The organism is Pedococcus sp. P2_D9 (assembly GCF_056404275.1).
In genome coordinates this window covers 544,157-567,696 of the sequence record NZ_JBFUEI010000001.1, presented here as the reverse complement: position 1 = coordinate 567,696, position 23,540 = coordinate 544,157, and the positions used below count along the sequence as shown (strand labels likewise).

Genomic DNA, 23,540 nt, shown 5'->3' with positions numbered 1-23,540 from the left:
AGTCTGTCCTGTCGCTGCGCTCAGCTGGAGGCGGTCGACGTGATGGTGGTGCGCTGACGCAGGATGGCGACGCCCATGCTGGCCATGAACACGAAGAATGCGATGAATCCGATGCTGGAGATGCCTTCGAAGACGCTCGACACGGGCGCGAGGAGCCCCAGCCATCCGGCGAGCACCCCGACCAGGATGCCCAGCCATCCGATCCATCGGGGCAGGGCGCGCGTCGTCAGGATCGCCGCGGAGAACAGTGGCACCACCACTCCCCAGCCCAGGAAGTTTCCTGCGCTGTTGGTGACGAGGGCGGTCGCCGCGAAGGTGTCGAAAGTGGCTGCCAGCGTTGCCTGCGACGCCGCGTCGGCGTCGGAGTAGGCCGGAACCAGCTCGTACGCCATCGAGATGGGCAGAAGGTGCGACACGGTGACCAACGTCAGCCCAACGGCTCCGAGGACGGGTCCGAGCAGCATGACCCTGCCGGCGTCCCGCAGGACGTCGTAGAACCCCACCCAGGCAACGATGCCGAGGAAGCCCATGAGGATGATGAGCCAGGCTCCGACGTAGAAGAGTCCGCCGGCCGCGTCGACGTCCGCGATCCACTGGAGGCCAGGCTCTCCGGTCTCGGGAATCAGGACCTCGACCCCGCTGGAGGCCATGGAGACGCCGCCCACGAGGAAGCAGGCCACCAGCGCGAGGGCGCACACGCCCCCGACCCTTGACAGACGCAACACCTTGATCATGACGGTGCCCCCGATCGGCCCCTCAGCTCTGAGGGTCCTCCCGGGCCGGCCGACCGTCAATGACCCCATTGGACCCTCATCATGCGGTGACTACCGGGGTGTCGCCATGGCCCGCTTGTGGCCGGAACCAGCGCTGCAGCGCACCCGACGACGAATGGGCTGCTCGGGCTGGGTCCCAGGAGGTGATTCGGGCGTAACCTCAGGTGAGACGTTGCATACGCTTGTCTGCTGCGGTCAGCGGCGGGCCCTTTCGAAGGGAGCGGCTACGTCGCCGCAGGGAACAGACCAAGTCGACACCCCGGTCGAGGGTGCGGGTGCTGAACGCAGCGCGGATGGCTTGCGTCGGACCCACAACGGGTACCGGCACGAGGCGTTCTTCTGGTCGGGTGACGACCAGTTCCTGGCTGGGACGGTCCCCTTCGTCACGCAGGGCATCGACGCGTGCCAGCCGGTCATGGTCGCGGTCGTCCGCTCTCACATCGAGCTTCTGCGCGACGCCCTCGGTGTCCAGGCGGACCAGGTCGAGTTCTACGACATGGTTCAGCTCGGGGCGAACCCGGCGCGCATCATTCCGGCGTGGCAGCGCTTCACCGACGCGCACCCGGGGCAACCGGTGCGGGGCATCGGTGAGCCGATCTGGCACGGCCGCAGGCTCGCCGAGCTCGCCGAGTGCCAGATGCACGAGGCGCTGCTCAACATGGCCGTCGACACGGACACCCCGTTGTGGCTGATGTGCCCCTATGACATGGGCACGCTTCCGGATGAGGTGCTGGCAGAGGCTCACCGCTCCCACCCGGTCGTCGTCGACATCGAGACGCATCGTGGGAGCACCACCTACGGCGGAGCCCACCACGTCGTGACGATGTTCGAGACCGACCTCCGAGCCGTCGAGGTCGCGGTTTCCCACCGAGTCTTCGGGAGCGATGACCTCGCTGCGGTCCGCGCCGACGTCCGGGCGTGTGCCTCCTCGGTGGGCCTGACGGACGAGCGCATCGACGACCTTGCCCTCGCTGTGCACGAAGTCGCCCTCAACAGTGCCTTGTACGGCCATGGTGCGAGCGAGCTGCGCATCTGGGAGGAGGACGAGGCACTGGTCTGCGAGGTGCGCGGCCCTGGCCACATCGCCGACCCGATGATCGGACGACGCCTGCCGCCGTGGGGGGAGCAGCACGGACGCGGTCTGTGGATCGCCAACCAGCTGTGCGACCTCGTCCAGGTCCGCTCCGGCGAGGGCGGCACGACGGTCCGGATCCACACCTGGCTCTGAGGGCGTTCGTCCGTCAAGAGGGAGCGGTGGGCAGCGTCGCCGTGACGACGGTCCCGGCCCCTTCGGACCGCGGGCTGATGGTGGTCGTGCCCCCGTGTGCCGTGACGATGGCGTCGACGATGGCCAGGCCAAGGCCATGCCCTCGGCCTGGCCGCGACGTGGAGTCCCTGCTGAACGGATCAAAGGCACGCATCCGCAGGTCCTCGGCAATGCCGGGACCACTGTCGCTCACCTTGATGGTCACCCGGTGCGGCTCGCCCGAGGCATCGAGGCACACGTCCGTGCCGCCGTGCCTGAGCGCGTTGTCGACGAGGTTGCCCAATGCCTGCTCGAGTCGGACAGCATCTCCACAGATCGTCAGCGACCCATCGGCATGCACCTCAATACGTCGTCCCTCTGCGGCTGCCCGCGTCGAGAAGCGTTGCGCCACGTCGCGCACCAGCTGGCCGAGGTCCACGTCGGCCACCTCGAGCGACAGCGGCGAGCTGTCCGTCGCGGCTACGGTGAGCAGACCCTCGGAGAGTGCGGTGAGCCGCGACACCTCTTCGTTCGCTGAGGTGAGGGCTGTGACGAGCTCGTCGCGAGAGCGTGGCCGCGACAGCGCAAGGTCGAGTTCGACGCGCAGGAGCGACAGTGGTGTGCGCAGTTCGTGGCTGGCCTCCGCGACGAAGTGGCGCTGCTGCCGCACTGCGGCGTCGAGCCGGTCGAGCATGCCGTTCAGGGTCGAGCCGAGTCGGTGGATCTCGTCGTGGGCGGCCGGCAGCGGCAGCCTCGAGCCTGCGGAGGTCGAGGAGATCTCGGCCGCCCTGCGTCGCATGCGCTCGACGGGACGCAGGGCCGAACCCGCCACCAGGTATCCCAGGCCCGACGCGAGGATGAGCGCCAATGGTCCACCGACCAGGAGCTGTGACTGGATCCCGCCCAGGGCGTCCTCGGTCTGGGCCTGCGAGGTGCCGACCACGAGAACCTGGTCCGAGACCCGGCGCACGAGAAGCAGGCTCCCCTCCGGGTCCTCCTCGCCGACGAGTCGGACAGGGCGGTCGATTTCCCGGTCGATACTGGTCGAGTGCGCAGCATCGCCTGCGCTCAACACAGCACCCGATACTTGCGGTGAGGAGGCCACCAACCGTCCTTCCGGCGTCGCGATCTGCGCGAAGAACTCACCCGTCATGGAAGTGGCGGCGTCGGCGCGACCAGGCCACGGGACGCGAGCGAGCGCGTCCAGCTGGGTGGCCATCGCCCCACGGCTCTGCTGCGTCAGGGTGTCGTCCACGCGAACGTAGACGAACGTGCCGAGAGCCGCGAGGGCGAACGCGGTCGCGACGGCGAAGGAGGCCGCCACCCGGATGCGGATGGGCAGGCGGCTCACGGCCTTCATCGTCCCGAGCGGTCCAGCCGGTATCCCACGCCTCGGACCGTTTGCAGCGACGCGTGGCCGAACGGGCGGTCGATCTTCTGGCGCAGGTACCGGACGTAGACATCGACGACGTTGGAGTGACCGTCGTGGGCGACATCCCAGACGAGGTCACGAAGCTGGTCACGGGTGAGCACGCGCCCCGGTCGGCGCATGAAGGCCTCGAGGAGGGCGAACTCGCGCGAGGAGAGTAGGACGGACTCGCCTCCACGGCATACCTGTCGCGTCGCCGGGTCGAGCGTGAGGTCACCCACGACGAGCTGGGTGGGGCGCGGCACTGGTCCTCGCCGCGCGAGCGCGCGCAAGCGCGCCAGCAGTTCCACCAGGGCGAAAGGCTTGGTCAGGTAGTCGTCGGCGCCCACGTCCAGGCCGCGGATGCGATCACGCACCGCGGTCCGCGCGGTCAGCATCAGGACCGGTGCCCAGTTGTTGGCGCGGCGCAGTCGACGGCACACCTCGAAGCCGTCGATGTCGGGCAGCATCACGTCCAGGAGCACGGCGTCGAACTCACCGGAGACGGCTGCGTCGACCGCCGCCTCGCCCGTCCGCGTCACCTCGACGACGTGGCCGTTCTCGCCCAGCCCCCGCCGGAGCAGCTGGGCCATCTTCGGCTCGTCCTCCACGAGCAGCAGGTGCACTCCTCCATGGTAGGCAGCCACGTGAGACCCCGATGAGAGCTCATCGCCACCTCATCTCGCCGACCTAGCCTGGGAGAACCGGAAGGAGACCCGACATGGATGTTCGGATGACGAAGCGGCGGGCGATTGCCCTCGTCGGAACCCTTGGCCTGGTGGCCATTCTCGGTGGCGGCGCCGCCGTCGCAACCGGCGGGGACGACAAGGCTGCGGACCGGCCCATCACTGGTGGGGCCCTCCGGCAGGCGAGCCAGGCCGCTCTCGCCGAGACCGGTGGTGGCCGCGTGACCGAGACGGAGGTGGGCGATGAGGAGAGCCTGTATGAGGTGGAGGTCACCTTGGGCGATGGCACCCAGGTGGATGTCCAGCTCGACGAGCAGTTCCACGTCGTGGGTAGCAGGACAGACCGCGAGAACGGGTAACCAGCGCACACTCCCGACCATCCGGGCGCGGTCCGTGGCGGTTGCAGTCGCCACCGTCGCTGCATTGTCTCTCGCCGCGGGAGGATGCTCCGGATCCACAGGGTCCGGCCGGTCCACAGGGTCCACGGGATCGACCGGGTCCACGGGTTCCGCCGGGCCCGCGTCGGTCACGCTGCCTCAGGGTGGCCAGATCGTCTCGATGCAGCCGTCAGACTTCACGACAGTGATCGACAACCCCTACTGGCCGATGGAACCAGGCACTCGGTGGACCTACGACGAGGTCGACGACGAGGGTCGCGCCCTCACGGTCGCCGTGACCGTCACCAGCCTCACGCGCACCGTGGCGAACGGTGTCACCGCGCGGGTGGTGCGCGACACGGTCACCGCCAAGGAGGGGCTGGTGGAGGACACGTTCGACTACTACGCACAGCATCGGGACGGCACCATCTGGTACCTGGGGGAGGACACTGCGGAGTTCGAGGACGGCAAGGTCGCATCCAGGGAGGGGTCCTTCGAAGCAGGGGTCGACGGTGCGCTGGCTGGGGTGGTGATGCCCGGCAGGCCCGAGGTCGGGATGAAGTACCGCCAGGAGTTCTTCAAGGGGCAGGCCGAGGACAACGGCCAGGTCCTCAGCGTCAGCGAGTTCGCCGAGGTGCCGGCGGGCAAGTTCGGTGCCGTGCTGCTGACCCGCGACACCATCCCCATTCAACCCGACGTCCTCGAGTACAAGTTCTACGCGAAAGGCGTCGGGCCGGTCATGACGCTGGGGGTTTCCGGTGGGGGAGGTCGGGAAGTACTCAGGCAGAGGTCGACGGTGTCGGCGCAAGTGGCCAAGGCCGCCGGAACCGTCCCGCTCGGACAGGCCTACGGCTGACCGGCGGGAAGGCTGACGCGGGGACCTGCCGTTCGGCCCGCCCCCGCGTCCCGGTCACATGCCGGGGATCTCCATGAACTTCTGGGTCGAGATCGTCCCGCCTGCTGCGGAGTGCGGGTGTCCTTCGAGGAGCCCGTCCAGCTGCTCTTGCGAGTCGGCGTCGATGACCGAGTAGCCCGACACCTGCACGTCGGCGTCGCCCTCGTTCACCAAGGGCGACCCCATGTCGACGAGCTTGTCCCCGACGCGCTCGCCCCAGCTCATCCATTCCTGCATCCCGGCTGCTGCCTGGTCGGGTGGGATGTCAGCCATCTGAGCGCGCATGGCACTGGTGGTGTTGTAGAAGACCATGTACTTGGACACGACTACTCCTTCGAGGGTTTCAGGCCGGCACCGGTCGGCGGCCGCCCAACCTCGATCCTCCATCGTCGAAGCATCGTCCGCAGCAGAATTCGGCGGGAGTTTCGCCGACGGACGCGCGTCCGAAGGCGTGGTCCTCACCAAGTGCGGCCGACTGGGCCTCAGGGTCTGCTCAGGGGGCCACTGGCACGGTTCACCCCATGACGACGCTTGCAACAGACCAACGCCGTGCCATGCTCAACAAGGTCCCCGAGGTCACGGTGTACTTCTGGATCATCAAGATCCTGTGCACCACGGTCGGGGAGAGCTTCGCGGACTACATCAACGAGACCCTCGGCTTCGGCCTGGGCAAGACGACCCTGGTCTTCTCCGTCGCGCTCATCGCCGTACTCGTCGCGCAGTTCCGGCTCCGCCAGTACGTGCCTTCGGTCTACTGGCTGGCAGTGGTGCTCATCAGCGTCGTGGGAACACTCCTGACGGACAACCTCACCGACGGGGTCGGCGTCCCACTGTGGATCAGCACGACGGTGTTCGCCGTGGTCCTCGGGGTGGTCTTCGCGATCTGGTACGCCCGGGAGCGCACCCTCTCCATCCACTCCATCGTCACGACCCCCCGTGAGGCCTTCTACTGGCTCACCGTTCTCGTGACCTTCGCGCTGGGCACCGCCGCCGGCGACTGGACGCTGGAGCTGACCGGCTGGTCGGCCGGACCCTCGGTCCTGCTGCCGCTGGGGCTGATCGCGGCTGTGTTCGGGGCGTGGAAGCTCGGAGCCGGGCCGGTGCTGTGCTTCTGGCTGGCCTACATCCTGACCCGTCCGCTGGGCGCGAACATCGGTGACTTCCTGGCCTCTGGCCGAGATGAGGGCGGCGCGGGGCTGGGCACCCTGGGCACGAGCGTCCTGTTCCTTGGAACCATCCTCGCCGTCGTGGTCTACCTCAGCGTCACCCACAAGGACCGCATCGAGCGGACGGCCGTTCGCGCCGAGCTCGAAGCCGCCGCGGTGGGCGACCGACGGGGCTGAACCGACAGGGCTGGTTGACAGGGCTGGTTGACAGGAATGACCGTGGAGCGACGGCGGGCGAGGGTCTTGGTGGTCACTGACAGTGCCAAACCCTCGCCCGCGGTGCTGCGCGCCGTTGCCGCGCGGGCGGCCAGGGGCGACGTCCAGTTTCGGCTCGTGGTGCTGAACCCGGCACGCGCGGAGGTCAACCTGCTGCACCCGGAGCGTCACGACAAGGCGTTCGAGGCCGAGTGCGTCCTGCTGGAGTCGTTGCCGGCGCTCGAGGCTGTCGCGGGCGCCAGGGTCATCGGTTCGGTGTCCGTCCGTCACGATCCCGTCGAGGCCATCGAGGAGACCGTCCTCAGCGAACCCGTCGACGAGATCGTGCTCGCGCTGCCTGCACACGGGTCAAGGTCGTGGAGGCACTCAGACCTGGCACGACGCCTGAGGCGCTTCGGCATTCCGGTGACGGAGCTGTCATGACCGGACTGCCCCCGGGCACAGAACGGCTGCGGTGAGGGCGACAACCCGTTGCCTCCGTCGTTCGTCTTCAGGGTATGGGACGCGGGCGACTGACCAGAAGGACTTCGGTGGTGGGCGCGCTGACGCTGGCGCTGGCGAGCGCCCTGACGGCCACGACGACGACAGGGGCCACCGCAGGCGCCGCCGCGACGCCCGCCAGCCTCGCGCAGGCGGCCTTCACCAGGATGACCGAGGCGCAACGGATCGGGCAGCTCTTCATGGTCGGCACCCCGGCGACCGGGTTGTCTGCCGCCGCGGCTTCAGCGATCTCCGCACGGCACGTGGGCAACCTCATCCTCACCGGACGCACGTATGCCGGTGCGGCACCGGTGCGGTACCTCGCGGCCAGCGCGGACCGGCTGACGACCGCCGCGGCAACGGCGGGGGTTCCGCTCTACGTGTCCGCAGACCAGGAGGGCGGTCAGGTCCAGGTGCTCCAGGGCCCCGGCTTCACGCGCATCCCGACCGCGCTGACGCAGGGCACGTGGGCAGATTCGACCCTCACGGCTGACGCGAGATCGTGGGGGCGGCAGCTGTCCCGCGCAGGCGTGAACCTGAACCTGGCCCCGGTCATGGACACGGTCCCGGCAAGCCTTGGCACGCGGAACATCCCCATCGGCAGCTACTTCCGCGAATTCGGTTACACACCAGGGGTGGTCGCCGCCAAGGGCAGCGACGTCGTCCGGGGCGAACGGAGTGTCGGCCTGGCCGTCACTGCCAAGCACTTTCCCGGCCTCGGTCACGTGACTGAGAACACCGACACCACAGCCGGGGTGACCGACAGGGTCACCACCCGAACCTCGGGCGACCTGGCTCCGTTTCGCTCGGCCATCGCCGCCGGTGCGCGCATGGTCATGGTGTCCCTCGCCGTGTACTCCAGGATCGACTCGGCCCACCCCGCAGCCTTCTCGCCCACGGTCATCGGGGGGATGGTCCGAGGAGACCTCGGCTTCACGGGGGTCGTCATGAGCGACGACCTGGGCAACGCCAAGCAGGTCGCGGGCTGGTCTCCCGGCACGCGCGCCACGAGCTTCATCGCGGCGGGCGGCGACATCGTCCTCACCGTCAACTCCACCGTCCTGCCGGCGATGGTCTCTGCCGTGAGCGCCAAGGCGGCGAGCGATCCGGTGTTCCGTGCCAAGGTCAACGCGGCGGCATACCGGGTCCTGCTGGCGAAGGCCAACGACGGGCTGCTCGGGACGCGCCTCGTCGTGGACGGCAGCCTCAGGCCGGCGACACTCTCCGCCCTTCAGCGATGGCTCGGAGTGACGGTCACCGGCACGCTCGGCTCCGCGACCGTCAGGGCTCTCCAGGCCCGGATCGGAACGGCGGTCGACGGCCAGTGGGGTCCGAAGTCGATGGCTGCGTTGCAGTCCTACCTCGGGATCGCGCGGGACGGTGCCAGGACCTGGAACGCCCGGACCGTGAACGGCCTGCAGGCGTACCTCAACACCCAGCTCTGACCGCCCGTGGGCACCGCCCGGGGCCCAGCGCGTTAGCGTTGGCCGGGCAACGCCACGGACCTGTGGCGCACCGTTGAACGGGGATGCGTGTGGCACGTCCGCTGATCGGGACCAAGCTGTACGTTCCCAGGCCGCGACAGGGCCTGGTGGGCCGCGCACGGCTGCACGAGCTCCTCGACGCGGGAGGGCAGGCGAGGCTCACCCTGGTCTCCGCCCCGGCCGGCTTTGGCAAGACGACGCTGGTGTCGGAGTGGGTCCGTCAGAGAGGAAGCGCAGGGCACGCAGTCGCGTGGGTCTCCCTCGACAGCGCAGACAACGAGGCCGCCTCGTTCTGGACCTATGTGGTGACGGCGTTGCAGGCGGCGGTGACCGGCGTCGGTGCTGGCGCGCTGGAACGCATCGCGTCCGCGCCCGTGTCGGTGGGAGCCGTGCTGACCCCGCTGGTGAACGAGCTGGCCGCGGCACCCGGGGAGGTGTGGCTGGTCCTGGACGACTACCACGTCGTCGTCGACCCGGACGTGCGCGAGGGGATGAGGTTCTTCCTGGAGCACCTGCCGACGAACGTCCACGTCCTGCTGAGCACCCGCGCCGACCCGGACCTGCCGCTGCCACGCTGGCGGGTGCGGGGAGAGCTGGTCGAGATCCGTGCCGCAGACCTTCGCTTCACGCCGGAGGAGGCCACGGCATACCTCAACTCTTCCGCGGGCCTGGACCTCACGGCAGGGGAAGTCGCAGCGCTCGAGGAGCGGACCGAGGGATGGATCGCCGCCCTCCAGCTCGCGGCCCTGTCTCTGCGGGGCCGGTCCGATGTCGGCGGGTTCATCGCCCGGTTCGCGGGCAATGACCGCTACCTCGTCGACTACCTGGTCGAAGAGGTGTTGGCGCACCAACCCGAGCAGGTCCGCGGTTTCCTCCTGCAGACCGCCGTCCTCGACCGGCTCACCGGCCCGCTGTGCGACGCCCTCACCGGTCGTGACGACGGCAACGGGACCTTGGAGGCGCTCGAGCGGGGGAACCTGTTCCTCGTTCCGCTGGACGACCGGCGGGAGTGGTACCGCTACCACCACCTGTTCGCGGACGTGCTGAGGGCGCGACTGCTTGCCGAGCAACCCCAGCTCGTCCCGATGCTGCACCAGCGCGCCAGCGGCTGGTTCGAGCACCAGGGCCTCATCGAGGACGCGGTCAGGCACGCCCTCGAGGCCCGGGACTTCGACCACGCGGCACACCTCATGGAGCTGGCGGTTCCCTCGATCCGACGCCATCGTCGCGAAGCCGTGCTGCTCGGCTGGCTCAGGGCGCTGCCCGACTCGGCCGTCCGGAGCAGCCCGGTGCTGAGTGTCTTCTATGCCTACATGCTGATGGTCTCCGGTGACCTCGGCGCCGTCGAGGAGCGATTCGACGACGCGGAACGGGCGCTCGCCACCGGTCAGGACGGGTCCACCCGGCCGTGGGCTGACACGGACGAGCTGCGCACCCTGCCGGCCACCATCGCCGTCCACCGGGCCTCCCTGGCGCAGGCGCTGGGAGACGTCACCGGCACGGTGGCCCACGCACGGCGCGCCCTCGAGCTGGCAGGCCCCGACGACCACCTTGCCCGCGGCGGTGCAGCCGGGTTCCTCGGGCTTGCCGCGTGGGCGAACGGTGACGTGGTGGGTGCGTTGGAGACCTTCACCGACGCAGTGGCCAGTCTGCACGCGGCGGGCAACCTGGTCGACGAGCTCAGCAGCACGGTGGTGCTCGCCGACCTGTGCCTCGCCGCCGGTCGACCACATGAGGCGCGACGGCTCTACGAGCAGGCAATGCAGGTCACGGAGGCGCATGGAGAGAACGTGGCGCGGGCAGCCGCGGACCTGCACGTCGGCCTCAGCGAGATCGACTACGAGGCGGGGGACCTCGACGGCGCCGCCCGACACCTCGAGGCCGCCGCCGCCCTCGGCGAACGTGTACCCGTGAACGAGAGCCGCTTCCGGTGGTTCGTGGCCCGGAGCCGGGTTGCCGCGGCCGAGGGGGACTCGCACGAGGCCCTTGCCCTGCTCGACCGGGCCGCGGACCTCTACCGGCCGGGGTTCTTCCCCGAGGTGCGGCCCATCGCGGCGATGAAGGCCCGGGTCTGGGTCAGTCAGGGCACCCTGTCACCGGCGGTCGAGTGGGCGGCCCGACGAGGTGTCACCATCGACGACGAAGCCCGGTACCTGAGCGAGTTCGACCACCTCACGTTGGTGCGCTTGGTGATCGCGCAGCACAGGGAGCATCCGCATGCGGATGCGCTGGAGGGGGCGTTGAGCCTTGTGACGCGACTGGGCGACGCTGCCCAGACCTCTGGTCGGCACGGAAGCCTGCTCGAGATCCGGATGCTGACAGCCCTGGCACGGGACGCCCTGGGGCGTCGCGACGACGCAGTGAAGTCGCTGGCCCAGGCATGGGCCCAAGCCCCCGAACCCGAGGTCTGGGTCAGCCTCTTCCTCGACGAGGGCCCAGCGATGACGGAGCTGCTGCGCGCAGCCGAGCTGGACGTCGACGTGGGTCACCAGGCACGTCGGCTGCTCGCGCACCGGATCTCCCGGGGGGCTGGAGGACTCGAGGACGCAGGGCCGCAGGCGGGTGGGTCGGTCGCGCTGAGCGACCGCGAGCTGCAGGTGCTGCGACTGCTGGAGAGCGAGCTGACCGGACCTGAGATCGCCCGCGAGCTCTTCGTGTCCCACAACACGCTGCGCACCCACACGAAGCACATCTTCACCAAGCTCGACGTGACCAGTCGCCGCGCTGCGGTGCGCACCGCCCGCGAGCGCGGCCTGTTGTAGCGCCCGGCAAATCACCCCGTCGGTCACATCGTTGGGTGACGCCCGCTCACCGTCCGGCTACCTACCTTCGAACTACCCCCACGGCGCCTCGCCGAGGACCTCGAACCAGGAGTCGGTCATGACCATCACCACCACCAAGCTCACCCGCGCGGCCGGCCTGTGCGCCGTGGTCGCCGGTCTGCTCTTCATCGCCGTCCAGATCAAGCACCCTCCCTTGGACGTCGCCTTCGTCACCACCACCGAATGGAAGGTCCGGCAGGGGATGAAGGTGGTGATGGCCGTCCTCTCACTGGCCGGCATCACCGGCATGTACCTGCGCCAAGTGAAGCAGACGCGAGTGCTTGGGCTGGTCGGGTACCTCCTCTTCGCAGTCGGCTACCTCATCATGCTGAGCATCGAAGTGGTCGGTCTGGTCGTCTTCCCGTCGATCGCCGTCACCTCACCTGGCTACGTCACCGACGTCCTCGCGGTGGCGACGGCCGGCCACGCGACCGGCGACATCGGCCTCATGCAGCCCCTCAACCTGGTGAACGCCCTGACCTACCTGGGTGGTGGCTTCCTGTTCGGCGTCGCTCTCTTCCGGGCCAACGTCCTCGCCCGATGGGCGGCAGTGGTGCTCGCTGCCGGAGCCGTCGCCACGGTCGCGATCCCCCTGGTGCCGGACGTCAACTTCAGGCTCTTCGCGCTTCCGATCGGCGTCGCCATGGTCGGCCTCGGCTACTCCCTGTGGAGTGAGGGACGCACCCGCACCGCGCAGTTCGCGCCCGGCTCGGCCACCGCGCAGCACGACCTGGCCGGTGCCAAGTGAGCGTCCACCTGGCTGCGGCACCCACCCGGTCGGCCAGGTCGACCGGGTGGGTGCCGTTCGCCCTCGTCGCGTTGGTGGTCGTCCCGGCCGTCGCGGGCTCGCTGCGGCTGCTCGAGCTCGCAGGCGGCCCTCACGTCCTGCCCGCGAACCCACGCCTCAGTGCGTCGCCGGTGCCGGTCGTCGTGCACATCACCTGTGCCCTGACGTATGCCGTGCTCGGCGCCTTCCAGTTCTCCGCGGCCCTGCGGCGCCGGCGACCCGGCTGGCACCGCAGGGCTGGACGAGCCCTGGTGGGCTTGGGTTTGGCGGTGGCGGGCTCGGCTCTGTGGATGACGCAGTTCTATCCGCGCCAGCCCGGCACGGGCGAGCTCGCGTACGTGTTCCGGCTGGCGTTCGGGTCAGGGATGGCCGCCTGCATCGTCCTCGGCTTTGCGGCAGTCCGCCGTGGCGACATCGTGCGTCATCGGGCCTGGATGACCCGCGCCTACGCCCTGGCGCTCGGTGCGGGGACCCAGGTCTTCACCCTCGGCATCGGGGAAGGGGTCTTCGGGACCAGCGTCCTCACGAAGGACCTGAGCCTCGGTGCGGGCTGGGTCATCAACCTTGCGGTGGCGGAGTACGTCATCGGGCGCGATGGCCGCCGGAGGCCCCAGCGGCCGGCCACAAGGCTGACCACCCAGGTCGGTGCGCCATGACACGGTCCGGCAGTCGACCCGCGCCCACGAGCTACCGGCTCCGGGTGGACGGGCACCTCGAAGAGCGCTGGTCGGCCTGGCTGGCCGGCCTCACCCTGACGCGCGAGGTCGACGGCACCACCACGCTCACGGGCGAGATCGCGGACCAGGCGCAGCTCCACGGACTGCTGGCCAGGATCCGGGACCTCGGCGTCACGCTGCTCGCCGTGCAGGTCGATGACGACGGCCCGGGGGAAGGGACGGTCGTTCAGAGGTAGAAGGCGCGGACGGAGTCGCGGACGTCCTCCTCGACCAGGTCCGCATTCAGGGCGATGGCTGCTGCTGATCCTTCGCCTGCCGCCGTGATGACCTGCGCTCGCGGATTGCTCACGTTGCCCGCCATCCACACCCCTCGAACGCTGGTCGATCCGTGCGCTCCAGTGACGACCCAGCCCTGGCTGTCGAGGTCGGCACCCAGCGTGGTGAGCAGGCTGTGGTTGGGGACGAACCGCGGCGGGACGAACACTGCGTCGCGGGCGATGGTTCGACCGTCGGCCATCTGCACCCCGCTCAGGTGGTCGTCCCGGACGAGGAGCTCCGCCACGTCGCCTTCGACGATGCCGATCGCGCGCGCCACGAGCTGCGGACGATGGGCCTGGGTCAGCGTGTCAGCCGGCACGAACAGGACGACGTCGTCGGCCCACTGCCGCACGATCTGCGTGTAGCCGATCGTCTCCGGACCGTTCCACAGGACCCCGAGCCGTTGGTTCCGTACCTCCCAGCCGTGGCAGTAGGGGCAGTGCAGCACGTCGCGTGCCCAGCGGTCGGCCAGACCCGGGATGTCGGGGAGCTCATCCCTGAGACCGGTGGTGACGAGCAACCGCCGTGCTGACACGCGCGTGCCGTCGTCGACCAGCACCCAGAAGCCCTTGGTGCCGTCCCGCACGACGTCGGTGACCATGCCGGTGCGGAGCTCTGCGCCGTACCCCGTCACTTCGGTGCGCCCGAGGGTCAAGAGGTCGGCAGGCGGCATACCGTCTCGGGAGAGGTAGCCCTGCATGTGGGCGGCAGGGGCGTTGCGTGGTGACCCGGCGTCGACCACGAGGACCCTTCGCCGCGCCCGGGACAGGACAAGGGCGGCTGACAGGCCGGCGGCGCCGCCACCGATCACCACCACGTCGAACTCGCTCATGCCGCAAGGGTGGACCCGTGGAGGCGGTCCTTTGAGGGGAGTGAACGCCGGAGCAGGTGCACGCTGAGCGCGACGACCAGAGCCAGGAAGGCAACCGGGGCGACAACCTCGAGAAGGGACCCTCCGAAGGCAATCTCCAGCGAGCGCAGCGCGCACAGGCCAGCCACTGCCAACGACATCCAACGGAGCCATCCCGGTCCCCGCCAGAGCCGCCAGCACGTCGTGGCGAACCATGCGATGGTCAGGAACAGCAGCACGTCGACCAGGTCGGAGAGGCGAGCGAGGTTGTGCACGAGTGACGACGTCGCAGTGGGCGCGACAACGCACAGCCACAGTGGAGGTACGACCGTCAGCACGGCGGCAGCCGACATCCCACCACCGGCCACCACAACGGGTCTGCTGGCTTCGACGGAGGTCGATCGAGCGAGCCCCACCACGAACACGAGCAAGGGCGCGGTCGCCACCAGCTCGACGAGCTGGGCGACGGCGACGACCCCAGCGTGCTGCTCGTAGTACGTCCGCACTGCGGCCGTTGCGTCGTGCCCGCCAGGGACGCTGGCCATGCCAGCCCCGATGAGGAGCAGGAGCACGAAGGCGAGCCCTGAGGCACCTGCCGTCCGGGCGCCCTTGTCACGACGTTCGGAGCTGCGTGTCGGTCCCATAGGACCATCGTCGCGACGGCTGCCCTGAAGTCCACTGACGAATGGGTGACAAATGGGCCGGGCGGTGTAGCGTTCCCGACGTCCCGGTTCGCCCGTTCCTGCGTGGCCCACGAGGCTGGAGAATGCCGATGGCATCGATCGACGACGTGAATCGCGACACGAACATGTTGTTGGACGCGCTCGTGCGCACCTCGCCCACCGAGATGACCGGCGGCATGGGACAGGTTGGATCGTTCCCGGGACTGGTGCCCCAGACGTATCACGCAGCTTTGAGGGCACGTGACGCCGCGGCGGAGATCCTGACTATCGTCAGGGAGACCGGTGGACTCCTCAAGGCGGTCAACGTGGAGACACTCGGCAGGATCGAGGCCCTGGGCGCGGGCGGCCAAGCGACGCTGGGTCGGGTGGAAACCGCGGTCAACGACGGTCGCGCGGCCAGCGACCAGACCCTGGGTCGCATCGAGGCCGATCTCAAGCAGGTCATGGAGTTCCTGCCCACGGTCCGTGCCGACCTGTCCGACCTGAACGCCAAGCTCGACTCGACCCTCGTGGAGCTCCGCCAGGGCATGTCCGACCTCGCCGACAAGGTCGCTGCGCTCCAGAGCGACGTCAGCGCACTGCCTCACTGACGTCCAGGGAACAGGGCCAAAGGCCCTGAGCGGCGGGGACATTTCGGCTACGAGGGGCATTTGGGATCGTGGCCGTGTCGGTCGAAGAGTTCCCGGCGTAGGGTGGGGCGAGAGGCTACCCCGGACCCGGTGGCGAACCCCGCGATGTCCGGAGTCCTCAGGTGCCACCGTCAGCCCAGCACGGCCACCCCGAACTGCAGCTGGTCCCTGCCCGTGGTGACGAAGCGGCCGTGCCCACGCAGGGGACGACGATGACCGGACTGCGGGACCTCGGCCCCGGAGGACGCACGTGCAAGCCGTCGCACACCCTGGCAGCGGTCCACTACGACTGCGGCGCAGTGTGGGTCGTCGAGCTCTTCGGCGAAGCCGACATCGGCACCCGGCACCCCTTGGAGGGCGCCCTGAGCGCGGGGCTGTCCAAGGGCCGCAGCGCGGTGATCCTGGACGTCTCCAACCTGACCTTCTGCGACTCTTCGTGCGTGGAGGCGGTGCTCTCAGCCAATGAGGACGGCCGCCTCGTGGTCGCGGGTGCGAGCGGAACCGTGAGCCGTGTCTTCGAGATCCTCGACCCAGACCGGACCGTCGCCCGTTACCGCACGCCCCGGCCACCCTTTCCTTCGTGACCCTCTGGACGAGCGCGCGCCACAGTCCGCTGGGCAGGGGAGGGCCGCGCGCTGGCTTGTCACGCTTCACGGTGCTTTAGTAGTACTAGCGTTGCGGGACGTCTGACGGGGACGCCGTGGCGACGCCCGTCACACCGCCGAGGCCGGCGCAGCTCGGCGAGGAGCGCAGATGCCGAGCGGACCCGCACCGAAGGACCCCAGGCATCTCAACGCGCTTCCGCCACCGTCCGACCCCCAGCCGCGCGGGGGCTTCAGACATGACGCTTCACTGCATCGAGGGCGCAGGCGACTCGTCGCAGCTGCCGCCGACTTCGTACGGAGCGGGCTCGAGGCCGGTGAGCAGGTCATGGTCTGCGCCCCCGACGACGTGCTCGCCCGGCTGTCCGGCGAGCTCGCCACGGGTGGAAGCCAGCCGACGCTCGTGGAACACGGCAGATATCCCTCGAAAAGCGTGGCGCACTGGATCGCCTTCGCCGACCGGTGCGAGGCCACCGGGCAGCCGGCAAGGCTGCTCATCAGTCCCGCCTACGGCCATCGCCCGGTCGCGGTGCGCCGCCAGGAGCAGTTCGCCGACGCCCTGGTCAACATGGCCGTTGGAGCCGACACCGATCTCTGGGTTCGTTGCAGCTTCGACACCGATCATCTGGACGCCGACCGCACGGACGAGATCGAGGCGTGCCACTCGTTGCTCGAGCACGAAGGCGCGTACGAGGGCAGTACGGGCTATGCCGGGCTCGCGCACGTCCGCCACCTGTTTGCCGAACGACTGGTCGACCCTGCCGGGCCGGCCCGGACCTTCGTCGTCTCGCGTCACTCCGACCTGGCCGCGGCTCGGACGACGATTCGCGAGGAGACCGCCAGGGCGAAGCTGCCCGCCGAGGACGCCGAAGCCGTCGTCCTGGCCGTCCACGAGGCAGCCCTCAACGCCCTCAACCACGGTGGTGGGACGTGTCACCTGTGCGTATGGCGGACCGCCGCCCGCCTGGTCTGCGAGGTCCGCAGCGTCCACCGGCTGAGGGACCCGATGGCCGGGCACCGCCTCGCATTGCTGGACGACGACCATGGTCGCGGGCTGTGGCTTGCCAACCAGCTCTGCGACCTCGTCGAGATCAGGTCTGGACGCTGGGGGACAGCCGTGCGCATCAGCACCTGGATCTCGGCGACACGGCGAACGAGGCTCGCCTAGAGGAACCCAGGACCGTGGGCGTCAGCACCTCAGCCCAGCGAACGAGCCCACTCCGTCACCTGGGCGTCCGGCATGGATGGTGGGGCGAACCGCACCACAGCGCCGGTCGAGTCCACGAACGCCACGATCCCGGAGTCCCAGGCAGACGTGTCACCGGTGTTGGCGGCGGCGTCGAGGAACCACACCGCGGACAGGGGCACGGCGGCATACCCGACGGGCGCGGGCAGGTCTCCCGCCTCGTGCTCGATCACGGCCACGGGGCGCGGGTTCAACTTGTCCGCCTTCGGGTCGGTGACGAGCCCGAGCAGAGTGGGACGGGAGGGAGTCTTCGCCAGAAGCGGCTGCAACCGCCCCAGCGCGGCCGACACCTGCGCGACGGTCCCCACGGTGATCACGACGGGCTTGCCGCGGTAGTCCGCCCACTTCAGCTCTCCGCCACCGAGGCGTTCAACCGTGAAGTCAGGGACGTGGGAGTTGTCGAGGGGATCCTTCTCGCCCTCGAAGGGGTGTGAGACCTCCAGACCCGGGGTGCTGCCGCAGACGTCGTCCATCCAGGCAGCCACAGCGGGATCCGGTGCGGGGAGGGTGCCGACCGGCTGTGTTGCGCCCACGGCCCTCAGTTGCGACAGGAGGCGCACGGCCGGCTGGACGTCGTCACTGTCATCTCGGCCACGGAAGTCGGACACCGTGACGACCACGCCGTCCGTCACCAGGGTCAGCTCGCCCATGAGCACCCCAGCCGGAACGCCGAGCTGTGGGTCGAGCCGCCGACAGCTCATGCCAGCGACATCGGGATGCCAGTCGTTGGTCGAGACGACCACCGGAGCGGAGCACCCGCCGTCGGCGGCGATGCAGGTGCCGTAGTCGGCCTCGACCTGGAACGCCGGCGCGTTCTCCTCGACCAGGTCCAGCAACGTCAAGGGGAGATCGCCGACGCTGGAACCCAGGTAGTAGGCCGGCTTGCCCGCTGTCTTGACCTGGGTCTCGACGGCGTGCAACTCGTTGGCGCCCAGGGGTGTTCCCTGCGCAAACGCGCCGGCCCCGCAGGCGGAGACCGTCAGGACGAGCGCGGCGGCGCCGATCGTCGTCGGCAGGAGCTGGGTCGATCGCATCGGCATTTTCCTTGTCGCGGGCGGGGTGCAGGCGGGGTGGTGGACCCCTGGAGGGTGCGCCTCGGGGTGACCCGACCGCGTCCGCGCCGAGGTCCGACCGTGTCGTCCTGCACGCTGACGGCGATGTGGACCTGAGGACGACGTCCTCCCACTCCGACCCGCGTAGCCTTGGGCCATGTCAGGGCTGTCGCACCGTCTGACGTGGCGGGACTGGGCGGTCCCCGCAGCCCTCTGGGCTGTGGGGCAGGTGGAGCTGTGGGTCACGGGTCCCCAGACCGTCGCGGTCCACGGTGCGAGGTGGCCCTTCGCCCTGGCACTCACTGCCAGCGCGCTCGCCCTGTGCCTGAGGCGGACCCATCCGGTTGCGGCGCTCGTGGTGGTGGTCGGCTCGATCGTCGTGACCACCACGGCGCAGCTGCACGCGTTCCTGCTGGCCGGCCTCTATCTGCTGGTGGTCGCCGTCTTCGCCTGCGGACGCTATGGCACCGGGGTGACGAAGTACGCCGCCCTCGTCCTGCCCGAGCTCCCGGTGCTTCTGTGGACGGGCGTCATCCCTGAGATCAACGTCGACAACGCGTGGGCGTGGGGGTTGAACTCGTGGTGGATCTTCGCACTGGGGGCCGCGTTTCGCCACGAGCGCACGCTCCGGGAGCAGGTGGCCCAGGCGGTCGCCGCCCAGGCCCAGGCCCAGGTTGCGGACCAGCGGGTGGGCCTCGCCCGCGAGGTCCACGACGTGGTGTCACACAGCCTCAGCGTCATCGTCGTGCAGTCGGAGCTGGCGCGGTTGTTCATGACATCGGACCCGGCTCGGGCAGATGAGGCGATGCTCCGGGTGCAGGACACGGGGCGCGACGCGCTGGGCGAGACCCGACGCCTGCTGGAGGCGTTGCGGGATCCGACGCAGGGCAACAGCGCCGCCCACCCGCCCACCTGGCCCGACGTCCCCGAGCTGGTCCGGCGGATGCGGGAGTCCGGGCTGCAGATCACCCTTGATGCCCCCGACAGCGAACCCACGCTCACTCCCGAAGCCTCGGCCACGGCATACCGAGTGGTGCAGGAAGCCCTCACCAATGCCCTGCGGCACGCGCACACGTCGCCCACCTCGGTGGCCGTCCGACAGCAGGCCGACCTGCTCGTGATCGACGTGCAGAACGACAGCGAGGCGCCCAGCGGGGTGAACGGCAGTTCGGCCGCACCCGGGTTCGGACTGTCAGGAATGCACGAACGGGTGGCTGCCTGTGGCGGCATGCTGACGACCGGACCGCGGCCCGGCGGCGGCTACCGCGTGCGTGCCGTCCTGCCCCTCGGGGATGCCCCGTGACCACCCTCGTCGTGGTCGATGACCAGTTCCTCATCCGTGACGGCGTCGCGGCCATCCTCGATGCCGAAGAGGACTTCACCGTGCTGGGGACGGCCGCCGACGGAGCGGAGGCGATCGGCCTGATCACGACCCTCGCACCAGACGTCGCCCTGATGGACATCCGGATGCCTGAGGTCGACGGCATCGAGGCCACCCGCAGGATTGTCGAATCAGGTTCTGCCACAAAGATTCTCATCCTCACGACTTTCGGTGCGGACGACTACGTGCTCGCCGCGCTGCGGGCCGGTGCCAGCGGGTACCTCCTCAAGGATGCGCCGCGAGAGTCGCTGGTCGCGGCGATTCGAGCCGTGGCCGCTGGTGACGTCGCCGTCGAGAAGCAGGTGCTCGCTCAGCTGGTCCGGGGCCAACCGAGGCGGGAGCATCCGGAGGCGGTGGCAGCCCTGGGGCGGCTTTCGCCGCGGGAGTCCGAGGTGCTGCACCTCGTGGCCCAGGGAGCCAGCAACCCCGAGATCGCGCGAAGCCTCTTCATCGGCGAGACCACCGTCAAGACCCACGTCTCGCGGATCCAGACCAAGCTCGACGCTCGCGACCGTGTGCAGCTTGTCGTCATCGCGCACCGCGCCGGCGTCGCCTGAGGCGTCACGGCGAGCCATTTCGCGGGCAGGACGGCCATCAGCGCTATCCTCGATGCAGGCCTAGCAGCCAGCCCCCGGACGCCGACGACAGCGCCCAGACCGGGTCGGAGTCGATGACGGGTGAGCACATGAGCAGGTGGACCGTGGGTGCCGTGGGCGCATGTCGGGCCGCCACGGCAACAGCCCCAGCTCGGGCCGGGGGGCCGTTGTGACTGAGGTCCACGGTCGCCTTGCCCGCGCCAACCGGCTCATCGACGACGAGCCATCCCCTCCGGGTGGACACCCGGGAACGATCGGTCGGCTCGAACGACTCTGCTCCGCGCTGACCCGCGCGCTCCCGGCCACGGGGGTCGGCGTCAGCCTCCTGACCGACGACAACCGCGGAGGCGGGACCATCGCCGCGTCGAGTGCTGCCAGTCGGGAGCTCGAGGAGCTCCAGTTCACCCTCGGCGAAGGCCCCTGCATCGACGCCTACAGCTCGCGGCGCCCGGTCATGGAACCGGACCTGCCGACGCGCGGGATGCGACGCTGGCCGGGCTACGCCCCGGCCGCCCACGGGCGCGGCATCAATGCAGTCTTCGCCTTTCCCCTACAGGTCGGGGCTGCTCGAGCCGGTGCGCTCGACGTCTACCGCGACGAGCGGGGGTCGCTGACCGCCGACGGGCTCACGCAGGCGGTCACGTTCGCCGAGGTGGCGATGGGTCTGCTGGTGGACGGACAGGACGGTGCCCAGGACGGCAAGACCACCGAGGACCTCGATGACGCGCTGGCCTACCGACTCGAGGTCTACCAGGCGCAGGGGATGGTGATGGTGGATCTCGGGGTGGGTATCGACGAGGCGATGGCGCGACTTCGGGCTCACGCGTACGCCCACGGGCGTTACATCAGCGATGTCGCAAGGGACGTCGTCGCCGGTAAACTCAGACTGAACCGAGACACGAAATGACCGGGCAGAGGACGGGCCGCCTGCGCAGGACGCGACGGGGAAGGGGAGCCCACGATGATTGCCGCTGATGTGCTCGCCGAGGTCTTCGTAGAGGTGGCGGACACCCTCGTCGACGACTTCGACGTCATCGAGTTCCTGGAGACCGTGACCAGGCACACCGCTGCGGTGAGCAGCGCGGACTCCGCCGGGTTGCTGCTGGCGGACCCCCACGGCCAGCTGCAGTACATGGCCGCCTCGGCCGAGTCGGTCAAGCTGCTCGAGCTCTTCCAGCTGCAGTACGAGGAGGGGCCTTGCCTGGACTGTTTCCGCACCGGCACCGCGGTCGTCAACACCAACCTGCACGAGGCCACCGAGCGGTGGCCCCTGTTCGCCCCGCGCGCGGTCGCTGCAGGTTTCCGCTCCGTCCACGCCTTCCCCCTGCGCCATCGCCAGAGGGTCATCGGGGCACTGAACATGTTCAGCAGCCAGACCGGTCGGCTCGAGTCGGCGGACGCCCGCATCCTGCAGTCCATGGCGGACATCGCCACCATCGGCCTCCTGCAGGAGCGCAGCATCCGGAGCGCGGAGATCCTCACCGAGCAGCTCCAGGGTGCGCTCAACAGCCGGATCGCGATCGAGCAGGCCAAGGGCGTCCTCGCCAGGACCCACGGCATCGATGTCAACACGGCCTTCGACCGCCTGCGCCAGTACGCTCGCCGCAACCACCACCGGCTGACCGACATCGCCCAGGCGATCGTCGCCGACCCCACCAGCCATCCAGACCTCACCACGGCCAGGACCACCCCCACGCCACCACCTGCCCGGTGACCCGACCTCACCCGAGAGGCACACCATGAGGAGTCGCCTCGCCAGCCTGGTGCTGCGGTCCGCAGGCTGGACCGCCGTGGGCGAGGTGCCCCGCACCGGGGTGCTCGTCGGCGCTCCACACACGTCCAACTGGGACTTCGTGATGATGCTGCTGATCATGTGGCGGGGCGGGGTGACACCGCGCGTGCTCATCAAGAAGGAGCTGTTCCGTGGGCCGGTCGGCTGGCTCCTGCACCGGCTGGGCGGCCTGCCGCTCGACCGTCAGAACCCGGGTGCGGTCGTGCGCGAGCTCGTGCGCGAGGCGCGCAGCGGAGAGCCGTTCCTGCTGATCCTGGCGGCAGAGGGCACCCGGCAGAAGGGCGAGTACTGGAAGTCCGGATTCTGGCGCCTGGCACGATCCGCCAAGCTGCCGATCGCTCTTGCCTTCATCGACGGGCCCACTCGCACAGCGGGTTTCGGTCCGACGATCTCGGCCACGCCGGATGTTGTCGCAGACATGGACAAGGTGCGGGAGTTCTACGCGGACAAGCACGGCATACACCCGGAGCTGCGCACCGAGCCTCGCCTTCGCGAGGAGCTGCGAGCCATCTCACCGGAGGGGGACTGAGGTGGCTGCCACGGGCGACTCGGGGGGCGCCGGGGCGGTGGGGCGAAATGTCCTCGGTGGCGAGCTGGAGGTCTGCGGCACGGAGCCGATGACCGGGTTCTTCCGCGACGGCTGCTGCAGCACGGGTCCTCAGGACCTCGGCAGCCACACCATCTGCGCGGTGGTGACCGCCGAGTTCCTCGAGCACCAGCGCGGAATCGGGAACGACCTGTCGACCCCGATTCCCGAGTACCGCTTCCCCGGACTGGTGCCGGGGGACCGCTGGTGCGTCACGGCGCTCAACTGGGCGCGGGCCCACCGTGACGGGGCAGCCGCCCACGTCGTCCTGGCGGCGACCAACGAGGTGGTGCTGCAGGTTGTCCCGCTGGAGGTCCTGAGGGAGCACTCCGTCGACGTCCCGCCGGACCTCAGCTCGATGGGGGTCTAGGCGAGCGCCTCGCGTGACGGACCTCAGGACTTCTTGAGTCGCCGCCAGCCACCTGCCCGGTTGTTGGCAATGACCTGGCGCAGGAACTCCAGCAGCGCTGCCTCGTTGACGGGGTCGCCCTCCCAGAACGCGATCGTGCGGGCGGTGGCGTTGTCGTGGCCGCCGGTCACGAGGCCGTGGGGGTCGTCCACGATGGCCCCGTCGTAGACGAACAGGTTGACGTGGTCCTTCGTGGCAAGCAGCGCACAGACGTTGCCCTCGAGCACGAAGTAGGGCTGCACTCGCCGCTGGATCGTCTCCTCGACCTCGGGGTCGGCGGCGTGCACGACCTCTCGGAGACGTTGGCACAGCTCGTGCTGCCAAGCCGGCAATGACTGGATGTAGGCGTCCACCAGGGGATTGGTGTCCATGCCAGATA

At 69.5% G+C, this 23,540-nt stretch carries 27 protein-coding genes; 19 read left to right on the top strand and 8 right to left on the bottom strand.

The window, feature by feature from the left end:
* Positions 1–20: 20 nt before the first annotated feature.
* A complete protein-coding gene (locus AC1DXJ_RS02725; protein ID WP_477613102.1) occupies positions 21–698 on the bottom strand; it encodes a DUF4386 family protein in 678 nt (225 codons plus the stop codon).
* A 373-nt stretch (positions 699–1,071) separates the two neighbouring features.
* On the opposite strand from AC1DXJ_RS02725, the gene AC1DXJ_RS02720 reads away from it, so the two are divergent.
* Positions 1,072–2,001, top strand: a complete 930-nt coding sequence (locus AC1DXJ_RS02720) for an anti-sigma factor RsbA family regulatory protein (RefSeq protein WP_477613101.1) — start codon at positions 1,072–1,074, stop codon at positions 1,999–2,001.
* Positions 2,002–2,014: 13 nt separating this feature from the next.
* Here AC1DXJ_RS02720 and AC1DXJ_RS02715 read toward each other — a convergent pair whose 3' ends face one another.
* Positions 2,015–3,370 carry a HAMP domain-containing sensor histidine kinase gene (locus tag AC1DXJ_RS02715; RefSeq protein ID WP_477632238.1) on the bottom strand — a complete coding sequence of 452 codons (1,356 nt, stop codon included), beginning with the start codon at positions 3,368–3,370 and terminating at the stop codon, positions 2,015–2,017.
* Between the two features lie 5 nt (positions 3,371–3,375).
* Positions 3,376–4,074, bottom strand: coding sequence for a response regulator transcription factor (locus AC1DXJ_RS02710; RefSeq protein ID WP_477632237.1), 699 nt, complete (start codon positions 4,072–4,074; stop codon positions 3,376–3,378).
* Positions 4,075–4,160: 86 nt separating this feature from the next.
* On the opposite strand from AC1DXJ_RS02710, the gene AC1DXJ_RS02705 reads away from it, so the two are divergent.
* Both AC1DXJ_RS02705 and AC1DXJ_RS02700 read left to right on the top strand, forming a co-directional pair.
* Positions 4,161–4,472: a PepSY domain-containing protein gene (locus AC1DXJ_RS02705; protein ID WP_477632236.1), complete on the top strand. Its 312-nt coding sequence runs from the start codon at positions 4,161–4,163 to the stop codon at positions 4,470–4,472.
* Positions 4,473–4,695: 223 nt separating this feature from the next.
* Positions 4,696–5,346: a hypothetical protein gene (locus tag AC1DXJ_RS02700; RefSeq protein WP_477632235.1), complete on the top strand. Its 651-nt coding sequence runs from the start codon at positions 4,696–4,698 to the stop codon at positions 5,344–5,346.
* Between the two features lie 54 nt (positions 5,347–5,400).
* On the opposite strand, the gene AC1DXJ_RS02695 is transcribed toward AC1DXJ_RS02700, so the two are convergent.
* Positions 5,401–5,709: a hypothetical protein gene (locus tag AC1DXJ_RS02695; protein ID WP_477613096.1), complete on the bottom strand. Its 309-nt coding sequence runs from the start codon at positions 5,707–5,709 to the stop codon at positions 5,401–5,403.
* Positions 5,710–5,906: 197 nt separating this feature from the next.
* On the opposite strand from AC1DXJ_RS02695, the gene AC1DXJ_RS02690 reads away from it, so the two are divergent.
* The 7 genes from AC1DXJ_RS02690 (at position 5,907) to AC1DXJ_RS02660 (ending at position 13,253) form a co-directional block, all read left to right on the top strand.
* Positions 5,907–6,728 (top strand): COG4705 family protein, encoded by an 822-nt coding sequence (locus AC1DXJ_RS02690; protein WP_477632234.1) that lies wholly within the window; start codon positions 5,907–5,909, stop codon positions 6,726–6,728.
* Between the two features lie 69 nt (positions 6,729–6,797).
* Positions 6,798–7,190: a hypothetical protein gene (locus AC1DXJ_RS02685; protein ID WP_477632233.1), complete on the top strand. Its 393-nt coding sequence runs from the start codon at positions 6,798–6,800 to the stop codon at positions 7,188–7,190.
* Positions 7,191–7,300: 110 nt separating this feature from the next.
* Positions 7,301–8,692, top strand: coding sequence for a glycoside hydrolase family 3 N-terminal domain-containing protein (locus tag AC1DXJ_RS02680; protein ID WP_477632232.1), 1,392 nt, complete (start codon positions 7,301–7,303; stop codon positions 8,690–8,692).
* A gap of 89 nt (positions 8,693–8,781) precedes the next feature.
* On the top strand, positions 8,782–11,493 hold the full coding sequence (locus AC1DXJ_RS02675) for a winged helix-turn-helix domain-containing protein (protein ID WP_477636297.1): 2,712 nt from the start codon (positions 8,782–8,784) through the stop codon (positions 11,491–11,493).
* Positions 11,494–11,611: 118 nt separating this feature from the next.
* Positions 11,612–12,301 carry a hypothetical protein gene (locus AC1DXJ_RS02670; RefSeq protein WP_477632230.1) on the top strand — a complete coding sequence of 230 codons (690 nt, stop codon included), beginning with the start codon at positions 11,612–11,614 and terminating at the stop codon, positions 12,299–12,301.
* Positions 12,298–12,996 carry a DUF2306 domain-containing protein gene (locus AC1DXJ_RS02665; protein ID WP_477632229.1) on the top strand — a complete coding sequence of 233 codons (699 nt, stop codon included), beginning with the start codon at positions 12,298–12,300 and terminating at the stop codon, positions 12,994–12,996. The genes AC1DXJ_RS02670 and AC1DXJ_RS02665 overlap by 4 nt, the downstream gene beginning before the upstream one ends.
* On the top strand, positions 12,993–13,253 hold the full coding sequence (locus tag AC1DXJ_RS02660; RefSeq protein ID WP_477632228.1) for a hypothetical protein: 261 nt from the start codon (positions 12,993–12,995) through the stop codon (positions 13,251–13,253). Before AC1DXJ_RS02665 ends, AC1DXJ_RS02660 begins: the two co-directional genes overlap by 4 nt.
* Here AC1DXJ_RS02660 and AC1DXJ_RS02655 read toward each other — a convergent pair.
* Complete coding sequence (locus AC1DXJ_RS02655; protein WP_477632227.1) at positions 13,244–14,167, bottom strand: NAD(P)/FAD-dependent oxidoreductase; 924 nt, start codon at positions 14,165–14,167, stop codon at positions 13,244–13,246. The genes AC1DXJ_RS02660 and AC1DXJ_RS02655 overlap by 10 nt on opposite strands.
* The gene (locus tag AC1DXJ_RS02650) at positions 14,164–14,829 is read right to left on the bottom strand and encodes a hypothetical protein (protein WP_477632226.1); all 666 of its coding nucleotides are present in this window, start codon (positions 14,827–14,829) and stop codon (positions 14,164–14,166) included. Before AC1DXJ_RS02650 ends, AC1DXJ_RS02655 begins: the two co-directional genes overlap by 4 nt.
* A gap of 128 nt (positions 14,830–14,957) precedes the next feature.
* Here AC1DXJ_RS02650 and AC1DXJ_RS02645 point away from each other — a divergent pair, with 128 nt between their 5' ends.
* From AC1DXJ_RS02645 to AC1DXJ_RS02635, 3 genes are all read left to right on the top strand, one after another.
* Positions 14,958–15,458 (top strand): hypothetical protein, encoded by a 501-nt coding sequence (locus tag AC1DXJ_RS02645; RefSeq protein ID WP_477632225.1) that lies wholly within the window; start codon positions 14,958–14,960, stop codon positions 15,456–15,458.
* A 230-nt stretch (positions 15,459–15,688) separates the two neighbouring features.
* On the top strand, positions 15,689–16,081 hold the full coding sequence (locus tag AC1DXJ_RS02640; protein WP_477636296.1) for an STAS domain-containing protein: 393 nt from the start codon (positions 15,689–15,691) through the stop codon (positions 16,079–16,081).
* Between the two features lie 169 nt (positions 16,082–16,250).
* The gene (locus AC1DXJ_RS02635; protein WP_477632223.1) at positions 16,251–17,267 is read left to right on the top strand and encodes an ATP-binding protein; all 1,017 of its coding nucleotides are present in this window, start codon (positions 16,251–16,253) and stop codon (positions 17,265–17,267) included.
* Positions 17,268–17,296: 29 nt separating this feature from the next.
* Here the strand turns inward: AC1DXJ_RS02635 and AC1DXJ_RS02630 are convergent, their stop codons facing one another.
* Positions 17,297–18,379, bottom strand: a complete 1,083-nt coding sequence (locus tag AC1DXJ_RS02630) for a hypothetical protein (RefSeq protein WP_477632222.1) — start codon at positions 18,377–18,379, stop codon at positions 17,297–17,299.
* A gap of 175 nt (positions 18,380–18,554) precedes the next feature.
* Between AC1DXJ_RS02630 and AC1DXJ_RS02625 the strand changes: the two genes are divergently transcribed.
* The 6 genes from AC1DXJ_RS02625 to AC1DXJ_RS02600 all read left to right on the top strand — a co-directional run bounded on the left by AC1DXJ_RS02625 (position 18,555) and on the right by AC1DXJ_RS02600 (position 23,122).
* Positions 18,555–19,700 carry a sensor histidine kinase gene (locus tag AC1DXJ_RS02625; protein WP_477632221.1) on the top strand — a complete coding sequence of 382 codons (1,146 nt, stop codon included), beginning with the start codon at positions 18,555–18,557 and terminating at the stop codon, positions 19,698–19,700.
* On the top strand, positions 19,697–20,335 hold the full coding sequence (locus AC1DXJ_RS02620; protein ID WP_477613081.1) for a response regulator: 639 nt from the start codon (positions 19,697–19,699) through the stop codon (positions 20,333–20,335). Before AC1DXJ_RS02625 ends, AC1DXJ_RS02620 begins: the two co-directional genes overlap by 4 nt.
* 208 nt (positions 20,336–20,543) lie before the next feature.
* Positions 20,544–21,281: a GAF and ANTAR domain-containing protein gene (locus AC1DXJ_RS02615; RefSeq protein WP_477632220.1), complete on the top strand. Its 738-nt coding sequence runs from the start codon at positions 20,544–20,546 to the stop codon at positions 21,279–21,281.
* 54 nt (positions 21,282–21,335) lie between these two features.
* On the top strand, positions 21,336–22,088 hold the full coding sequence (locus AC1DXJ_RS02610) for an ANTAR domain-containing protein (RefSeq protein WP_477632219.1): 753 nt from the start codon (positions 21,336–21,338) through the stop codon (positions 22,086–22,088).
* Between the two features lie 25 nt (positions 22,089–22,113).
* On the top strand, positions 22,114–22,695 hold the full coding sequence (locus AC1DXJ_RS02605; protein WP_477632218.1) for a 1-acyl-sn-glycerol-3-phosphate acyltransferase: 582 nt from the start codon (positions 22,114–22,116) through the stop codon (positions 22,693–22,695).
* A gap of 1 nt (position 22,696) precedes the next feature.
* Positions 22,697–23,122, top strand: a complete 426-nt coding sequence (locus AC1DXJ_RS02600) for a DUF2237 family protein (protein WP_477613077.1) — start codon at positions 22,697–22,699, stop codon at positions 23,120–23,122.
* 23 nt (positions 23,123–23,145) lie between these two features.
* On the opposite strand, the gene AC1DXJ_RS02595 is transcribed toward AC1DXJ_RS02600, so the two are convergent.
* Positions 23,146–23,532 carry a DUF1801 domain-containing protein gene (locus tag AC1DXJ_RS02595; protein WP_477636295.1) on the bottom strand — a complete coding sequence of 129 codons (387 nt, stop codon included), beginning with the start codon at positions 23,530–23,532 and terminating at the stop codon, positions 23,146–23,148.
* Between the last annotated feature and the right edge of the window lie 8 nt (positions 23,533–23,540).